Raw genomic sequence first — 486 nt, 5'->3', positions numbered from 1 at the left:
GAATAGTTATTACGCCGAAGAACAGATTCTAGCTAAATGCCCGCCGCTCCCAGTGGACTACGGCTACGTCGCCTATGTTCAAGGCGACCCCAATGCCAAGGAAGACACACCTAGCCTGCTGCTCTACGTACTGCAAGAGTCCGAGTATGGCCCCAATGGCAAACCGTCTATTGGCAGGGACGAACTCCACACAATGGCCGACACCATCGCCGCGTCAATCAAGCGCCGTTAAGTGAGAACCGGCGACGTGTGGCTTGATATCAGCCGTATTCAGCAAATGGCTTTAGTCGGTGGTGTGGGCTTGGCCTATGGCCGTTACGACGATGACTATTTCGAACGACCCACTCCGGCAGGCGATAACAGCTTGGCAGGCGCACTGATTGCCCGTGACACGCTGCTGCAAGGCCAAAGTAACGATCAGGGCAAGGTCGAGTTGACCGACGAACAAAACGAAACGCTCAAAACCCACTACGACCAAGCCCCCCA

Annotated in this window: 2 protein-coding genes; both read left to right on the top strand. The window is 55.3% G+C overall.

What is annotated here, in order from left to right; all coding sequences use genetic code 11:
* Positions 1-232, top strand: a 232-nt coding sequence (locus CKW13_RS24570) for a hypothetical protein (protein WP_218192073.1), incomplete at its 5' end; no start/stop codon positions are given.
* Positions 233-247: 15 nt separating this feature from the next.
* On the top strand, positions 248-486 hold a 239-nt coding region (locus CKW13_RS23975), incomplete at its 3' end, for a hypothetical protein (protein WP_141234025.1).

The sequence above is a fragment of the Pseudomonas sp. Irchel 3E20 genome (assembly GCF_900187645.1).
GTDB lineage: Bacteria > Pseudomonadota > Gammaproteobacteria > Pseudomonadales > Pseudomonadaceae > Aquipseudomonas.
Note: the sequence above shows the minus strand (reverse complement) of the source record. Positions and strands in the feature narration are given on the sequence as shown.